This window comes from Frankia sp. CeCAU1, assembly GCF_977971845.1.
Map to the genome: position 1 here is coordinate 15,625 of NZ_CDWWXA010000070.1, position 5,532 is coordinate 21,156.

The 5,532-nt window shown below is 72.1% G+C and carries 14 protein-coding genes and 1 pseudogene; all 15 read right to left on the reverse strand.

The genetic code is table 11. From position 1 onward, the window contains the following. Window positions 1-214, reverse strand: a pseudogene (locus AC08OO_RS13675) (hypothetical protein); the annotation flags it as partial. Between the two features lie 161 nt (window positions 215-375). Next, a complete protein-coding gene (locus AC08OO_RS13680) occupies window positions 376-621 on the reverse strand; it encodes a hypothetical protein (RefSeq protein WP_476618589.1) in 246 nt (81 codons plus the stop codon). A gap of 30 nt (window positions 622-651) precedes the next feature. Further along, window positions 652-1,041: a hypothetical protein gene (locus AC08OO_RS13685; RefSeq protein ID WP_476618590.1), complete on the reverse strand. Its 390-nt coding sequence runs from the start codon at window positions 1,039-1,041 to the stop codon at window positions 652-654. Between the two features lie 196 nt (window positions 1,042-1,237). After that, entirely contained in the window at window positions 1,238-2,062 is an 825-nt protein-coding gene (locus AC08OO_RS13690) for a BRO family protein (RefSeq protein ID WP_476618591.1), read from the reverse strand. A gap of 80 nt (window positions 2,063-2,142) precedes the next feature. Beyond that, complete coding sequence (locus tag AC08OO_RS13695) at window positions 2,143-2,517, reverse strand: hypothetical protein (protein WP_476618592.1); 375 nt, start codon at window positions 2,515-2,517, stop codon at window positions 2,143-2,145. Continuing rightward, window positions 2,507-2,749 carry a hypothetical protein gene (locus AC08OO_RS13700; protein WP_476618593.1) on the reverse strand — a complete coding sequence of 81 codons (243 nt, stop codon included), beginning with the start codon at window positions 2,747-2,749 and terminating at the stop codon, window positions 2,507-2,509. The genes AC08OO_RS13695 and AC08OO_RS13700 overlap by 11 nt, the downstream gene beginning before the upstream one ends. Further along, window positions 2,742-3,014 carry a hypothetical protein gene (locus AC08OO_RS13705; RefSeq protein ID WP_476618594.1) on the reverse strand — a complete coding sequence of 91 codons (273 nt, stop codon included), beginning with the start codon at window positions 3,012-3,014 and terminating at the stop codon, window positions 2,742-2,744. The genes AC08OO_RS13700 and AC08OO_RS13705 overlap by 8 nt, the downstream gene beginning before the upstream one ends. Then, window positions 3,011-3,262 (reverse strand): hypothetical protein, encoded by a 252-nt coding sequence (locus tag AC08OO_RS13710; protein WP_476618595.1) that lies wholly within the window; start codon window positions 3,260-3,262, stop codon window positions 3,011-3,013. The genes AC08OO_RS13705 and AC08OO_RS13710 overlap by 4 nt, the downstream gene beginning before the upstream one ends. Then, window positions 3,255-3,482 (reverse strand): hypothetical protein, encoded by a 228-nt coding sequence (locus tag AC08OO_RS13715; RefSeq protein ID WP_476618596.1) that lies wholly within the window; start codon window positions 3,480-3,482, stop codon window positions 3,255-3,257. Before AC08OO_RS13715 ends, AC08OO_RS13710 begins: the two co-directional genes overlap by 8 nt. Beyond that, on the reverse strand, window positions 3,479-4,027 hold the full coding sequence (locus AC08OO_RS13720; RefSeq protein WP_476618597.1) for a hypothetical protein: 549 nt from the start codon (window positions 4,025-4,027) through the stop codon (window positions 3,479-3,481). Before AC08OO_RS13720 ends, AC08OO_RS13715 begins: the two co-directional genes overlap by 4 nt. 113 nt (window positions 4,028-4,140) lie before the next feature. Then, window positions 4,141-4,440 carry a hypothetical protein gene (locus tag AC08OO_RS13725; RefSeq protein ID WP_476618598.1) on the reverse strand — a complete coding sequence of 100 codons (300 nt, stop codon included), beginning with the start codon at window positions 4,438-4,440 and terminating at the stop codon, window positions 4,141-4,143. Continuing rightward, window positions 4,437-4,835, reverse strand: coding sequence for a hypothetical protein (locus AC08OO_RS13730; protein ID WP_476618599.1), 399 nt, complete (start codon window positions 4,833-4,835; stop codon window positions 4,437-4,439). The genes AC08OO_RS13725 and AC08OO_RS13730 overlap by 4 nt, the downstream gene beginning before the upstream one ends. Beyond that, window positions 4,832-5,080, reverse strand: a complete 249-nt coding sequence (locus AC08OO_RS13735; protein ID WP_476618600.1) for a hypothetical protein — start codon at window positions 5,078-5,080, stop codon at window positions 4,832-4,834. The genes AC08OO_RS13730 and AC08OO_RS13735 overlap by 4 nt, the downstream gene beginning before the upstream one ends. Next, window positions 5,077-5,280, reverse strand: a complete 204-nt coding sequence (locus AC08OO_RS13740) for a hypothetical protein (protein WP_476618601.1) — start codon at window positions 5,278-5,280, stop codon at window positions 5,077-5,079. The genes AC08OO_RS13735 and AC08OO_RS13740 overlap by 4 nt, the downstream gene beginning before the upstream one ends. After that, window positions 5,277-5,510 (reverse strand): hypothetical protein, encoded by a 234-nt coding sequence (locus tag AC08OO_RS13745; RefSeq protein ID WP_476618602.1) that lies wholly within the window; start codon window positions 5,508-5,510, stop codon window positions 5,277-5,279. Before AC08OO_RS13745 ends, AC08OO_RS13740 begins: the two co-directional genes overlap by 4 nt. Window positions 5,511-5,532 lie beyond the last annotated feature (22 nt).

Consider the following 5,532-nt stretch of genomic DNA (forward strand, 5'->3'; position numbering starts at 1 on the left):
AGCCGTTGCCGTACCGGTCCGGGCCGCTGTCGGCCCGGCCGTGGCATCCGCTGTGGTTGTCCACGCCGCAGACGGCGAGCAGGTTGGACAGCCGGTGCCGGCGGGGGTCGCGGGAGCCGCCGGCCTGGCCGCGTTCCCGATGCTGGACCGACCGAAAGCCGGCGCGGAGCGGGTGGCCGCAGATCTCGCAGCGGCCGTCGGCGCGCTCGTACACGGCGGCGCGGGTGGATGCGGGTAGCGGGTTGGAGGGCGGCTTCGGCCTGCACGGGCGGGGTTTCCCGTTGCCCGCGCTCGTGCGGATCGGGCCTGTTCGGGGGAGTGGGGTGCGCCGTGCCGGGCCTGAGCCGCGCGGCATCGGGGTGTGTCGGGTGAGGCTCACGAGGCCCGCCCGAGGTCGGCCCGTGCGGGTGCGAGGTGGAGGCGTACGCCGGCCCACTCTGCGACTCGGAGGAAGGTCCCGAGATGCAGGCTGTATCGGGCGGGCCCACCCCGCAGGATCTTGCGGACGGTTACGTCAGACAGGCCAAGGGCGGCAGGAAGGTCACGCGGGGTGAGCTTCCGCCTGTCCATCTCGGCTCGGACCGCCCCGGCCAGGGCGTCACGGAGATCGGTCTCGTTCACGTACGTAAGCATATTCGTAAAAAGTACTTCTTACGAGTCGGCATAGCGCGCGGGCCGCTCCAGTCCGATCGGTGTCCGCCGGGGCAGAACCTCCCGCACCGCGGCGGCACCCCTCCGGCCGATCAGCCGGTAGCGGGCCCGCTCGTCCACCACCCGCTGCTCGTGGGCGGCCTGGCGCGCCTGGAGCCGCTCGGCACGCCCGGCCGACGGGCCCGTTCGGATGATTTCCCCGGTGGCCGTGTTCACCTGCACGCTCGACCCGTCCGGGATCGCGTCCGGGTTCCACGACGCTCGGGACGGAAGCCGGCGCGGCCGGTCGAACGGGCCAGCGCGCTGGTCTTCGTCCCGGCGGAGCAGCTCCCGCGCAGACATCCCGGGCGCCGGCTCCGGATGTAGATCGAACAGAGAGAGCTGTTTCACCGGCTCGCCATCCCGCCTGGCGCGTGGCCGACATGCCAGTGCGACCGGTCGTGCTGGCAGCGGTAGACCCGCACCGCCCACACGGGAGCACCGCCCGCGATCCGTGCCTCCGCGACCCACTCGGCCGCCGCTCTCGTGAGCGGACTCTTCCCCGTGCACGCAAGCCGGCGCGGCCGGCGCCGTCCGCGGCCCTTCATCAGCCGGCGTCTTCCCAGATCCGCCCCTGGCCCTCCTCGTAGTAGCGGGCGTACAGGGCGGCCAGGCCCTTGCTCGTGACCTGGATCGTCGGCGCGCCGAACTCCCTCTCGCCGGTCTCCGGGTCGATATACGGGTTCGGATACTCCCTGAGCCGGCCGGCAGCGATCGCAGGCTGCTTCGCGCGCCAGTGCTTCTTCGCCCCGCGTCCCTCGCGGCAGATCCAGCCGATGTCCCGCATCCTCGTGAACAGCCGGTCACGTCCGACTCTGATCCCGAGGTCGTTGGAAAGGTAGCCGGCCGCCTGGGCGACACTCACCGAGCCTCTGATCTCCGTGAACGTCCGGCCGGCGGCGGCCAGTGGCTCCAGCTCCCGGCGCCGCTCTACCTCCCGGGCGGTCTGTGCCTCGGCGAGCTCGCGGCGCTCCCGCTCACTCTTCAGGTCGGTCGCGAGGCGGATGAGAACATCGGGGTTGAGGAGCGCCTCTTCGAGCTTCGAGTCGGTGAGGTAGCCACCGTGCTTCCTCACGGAGGGGAGGACTTCGTGGCGAACCCAGCGGTCGAAGGCGCGCGCCTCCTCGCGGCGGGACTTCGTGATCAGGGCGTAGAGGCCCGGCTCCGAGACGACCGCAGCGTCTCGTGACCCTCTGTTCGTACGCACTTTGTGCGTACGAACCTCATCGTCATCCAGCAGGCGCGTGGCGTCGCTGGCCGCGCGGTAGCCGAGGACGCCGGCCACGTCGGTCGCCACGAACCACGGCTCATCGTCGATCGTGACGACGCGGATCGGAGCGCCCTCGAACTCGAACGGGACGATTTCACTCAAAGTGATCTCCTCTGGCTACGGGTGCGCCCCGGGCCGCGGTGAGGGGTCGTGCGGCCCGGGGCACGGGATGGGCGGCGGGGTCAGCGGTCGGGGAACGCCGGGGCTTCGTCGGGCTTCGCTCGCACCGTGCTCGCGGCGGCGGTGACCGCGATGGGGAGGATCAGCAGCCAGGGCACCCCGCCGATCCGGTCGACCTGGTCGACGACGTCGAGCACCGTGCGCGCCCCGTCGTCGGCGGCGCTCCGGGGGAGCAGGGTGTAGACGTCGGCGTGCCACCAGGCCGCGAGCGTTTCCGTGGAGACCCCGTGGGCGACGAGCACATGCCCGACCAGGCTCTCCGGCTCCCCGCCACGGACATGACCCGCATGCCGCGAGCTGCTCCGCCCCGGGTGAGCGGCGACGATCCTGCCGAGCAGGTCAACGACCCGCAGGGCGGTCAAACGATCAGTGGGCACGGTGCTTCGCCCCTTTCGGTGGGGATGGGCGGCGGATCGGGAGGGTGGCGGCGGATTCGTGACGTGGCCGGGTGACAGCCGGGTCGTCGACCAGCCAGCGCAGTGCAGCGCCGTAGGTGCGGAACTGCCGGCCCCGGGCCCACCAGCCGAGGCCGTACGCCACGGCGGCCATCGCGAGCGCGGTCACGAGCTGGCCGACCTCGAACCAGCTCAGGCCGAGCCAGTCAGCCATCAGCCACGTCCTCGAACAGGCCCGGCTGCTGCTGAAACTGCCGCGCCGCGGGGCAGTTGATCTGGTGCACCTGGTAGCGGGGTCCGGGGATCTCCGGGCCGGGGTTGACGTGCGCGAACGTGTTGCCGTGCTCGTCGTCGACCAGGGCGACGTTCCCGCCGTCCACAGGGCCCGGATCGAGGATCATCCACCGGCCGGTGGATGCGCTGGCGACCCAGCGGACCGGCGCCCGGCACACGGCAGCCTTGCACCGCGGGCCGGTCAAGACCTGCTCCTGCGAAGCTCGGCGTCGGCGATGACGACCGAGTCCGGCTGGGTGAAGTCCCGTCCGGTGGCCGTGTACTCCTCCAGCCTGGCGTCCTCCTCGTCCCGGACCCGCTCCAGTGCCCGCCACGCGGCGGCGAGCTCGGCGGCGAGCTTCGCGGACTGCCGGTTGGCGGCGTCTCGCTGGGCGCGCAGCTCGTCCAGCGCGAGGGAGATCCGCGGCTTCGGCACGGCGACGACATCAGACACGGGGGGCCTCCAGGGTGAGAGGGACGCAGGAGCCGCCGGGCATGTACGCCCAGCACACGGAGGCAGGCGGCACCGGCACCGGGACGGCCGCGGGCACGGCGGGCGGCGAAGGCGGGTCGGCCAGAGCCAGGCCGCCGGCCGCGATCCCGGGCGGGGTGAGAAGCGCGACCAGAGCGAGCAACATCCACCCGCAGGCCCGAGGGGGCGGACGCCGGCTCACCGGGCACCCCCCTTCGGGGCCTTCTCCACGACGATCGTGTCCGGCTTCTCGGTCTCGTCGATCAGGTCCTCCCAGGGGAGGCGTCGGTTCCCGAAACCGGTCTTCTTCACCCCACTGATCGACAGGTAGTCCTGCGCGCGGATCAGGATCGTTTCGACCTGCTTCGGGGTCACTCCGGGCAGGTCCAACACACCCGTCTTCGGGTCGCACAGCAGCACCTGTGCGACCCGTCCGAACGCCCGGCGCACGTTGTGCCGCTTCGTGCTGTTCTTCTTCCGGCGGGCCACCCACCCGTCCGGGTGGTCGAACCGGTTCTCTTCCCACCCCCATGCCCGGGGTGCACGGCGGTCGACCTCGGCTCGGAGCACACCGAGGTGTTCCGTCGCCTTGTCAGCCAGCGCGGCCAGGGCGACCAGGTCGGCGAGTGCTGTGTCGGCAGGCAGGCTGTCCGCCATCTCGGCGAGCTCGGCGGCCAGTTCGCGGACTTCGTCGAGTGCCAGCCGGGCGTATCCGGCCGTCAGCGCCGGGCGTGTCTCATCGGTCATCGTTTCCCCCGTTGGGTCTGGTTCGCTGGCGAGGCACAGTGGCTCGCCGTGGACTCCGCAGCTACGGCCGCCTCCGCAGCGCCCGTCTGGGTCGTGGCCGGGACAGGATGCGCTCACCAAGCACCGCCCGGAGAAGGGCGCAAGGCCCGCTTACGGCGAGGTGGGCGCGGCGGCCGGTTGATCCACCAGGTGAGCGTCCACAGCACCGCGGTGAAAATCTGTATCCCGGCGAGGGGCAGGTCCGCGCGGGCCCAGGACACACAGGCCATGCCGGCGGACGTGCAGGCCAGCCATGGGGCGAACGTCTGCGCGACGACCTGCCGCGGCGACCCGCGGAACGTCGCCACGACGAAGCCCGCCAAGCCGGCGTAGTGGGCGACGAACATGAGGCCGTATGCGAGAGAGACGGTCACCGGGCGCCGTCCCGGGCCTGCATGTACCGGACCACGGCCGCGTCGAGAACGGCCGCCGCAGTGTCGGCCGCGTCGCCGCGGGGGTCGCCGTTCCACGCTGCTGCTGCGTACTGCAGCGCCGCCGTGACGACCTGCGTCCGCGGAGCCGCCATGGTCGCGCCGGACGGCGTCAGGCCCTGCCGGTACTGGTGCACCGCACCGCGGATCAGCAGCAACGTGCCCGGTCCGACGCTCCGCGCGTCGAGCAGCTCCGTGTCCGACGCGGCTTCGACCGCTTCGACCGTGCTGATGCCCCGGAGTTTCAGCCCGGTCATGGCCCGGCGGGGCAGGTTCAGCGCGGAGAGGGGGGTGGCCCCGGCCGCCGTGGTGGCGGCCGGGGCGATAGAAGCGGTCATCGCTCTGCCCAGAAGCGCGGGTGCAGCCGTTCGCACCGCGGGCAGGCTCCGACGCCGAGAAAGGGTTGCGGTGCCGCGTCGCCGATCTTGACTCCACAGAGCGCCCGGTCGGAGGGGACGACGGCGCCGTTGACTGTGCTCGCGTAGGCCGAGTGGATGAGCCGCCGTCGGCGGATTGCGTAGGCGCGGGTGGTGTTGCCTGCGTACATCCGGAAAACCGGGCTGGCCGGCGCGGTGGCGGTCATGCCTGGCCTCGCCCGGCGACCTCGACCCGGCTGCCGATCGGCACGTCGTACCGGGTGCCGTCCGCCAGTTCCAGGAGCCGCATCTTCCGGTCGCCACCGATCAGGGTGACGACACGGGCGGTGGTGGCGGAACGAACGGTGTGGGTGTGGCCGGCGACACGGATCCGCATTCCGGCGTCGACATTTCGGGCGGGGATCATGCGGCGCTCCAGCGGCGATCGTGGGACGCGACGGTCCCGGCGGTCTGCTTCCTGCGAAGTTCGGCCCGTACCTCGCCGACGGGCTTGCCGAGCGCGGCGGCCAGCTCTCGGGCGCAGATCGGGTGCTGGGCGATGTCCAACAGGAGGTCCAGCGCCATGCCGAGGGGCATGACCGGCTTCCCACCGCGGGCGATGAGCGCCGACCCGTCGGGGATGTCGACGGTGCGCATCCATTGACTTCCTCTCCGCCCT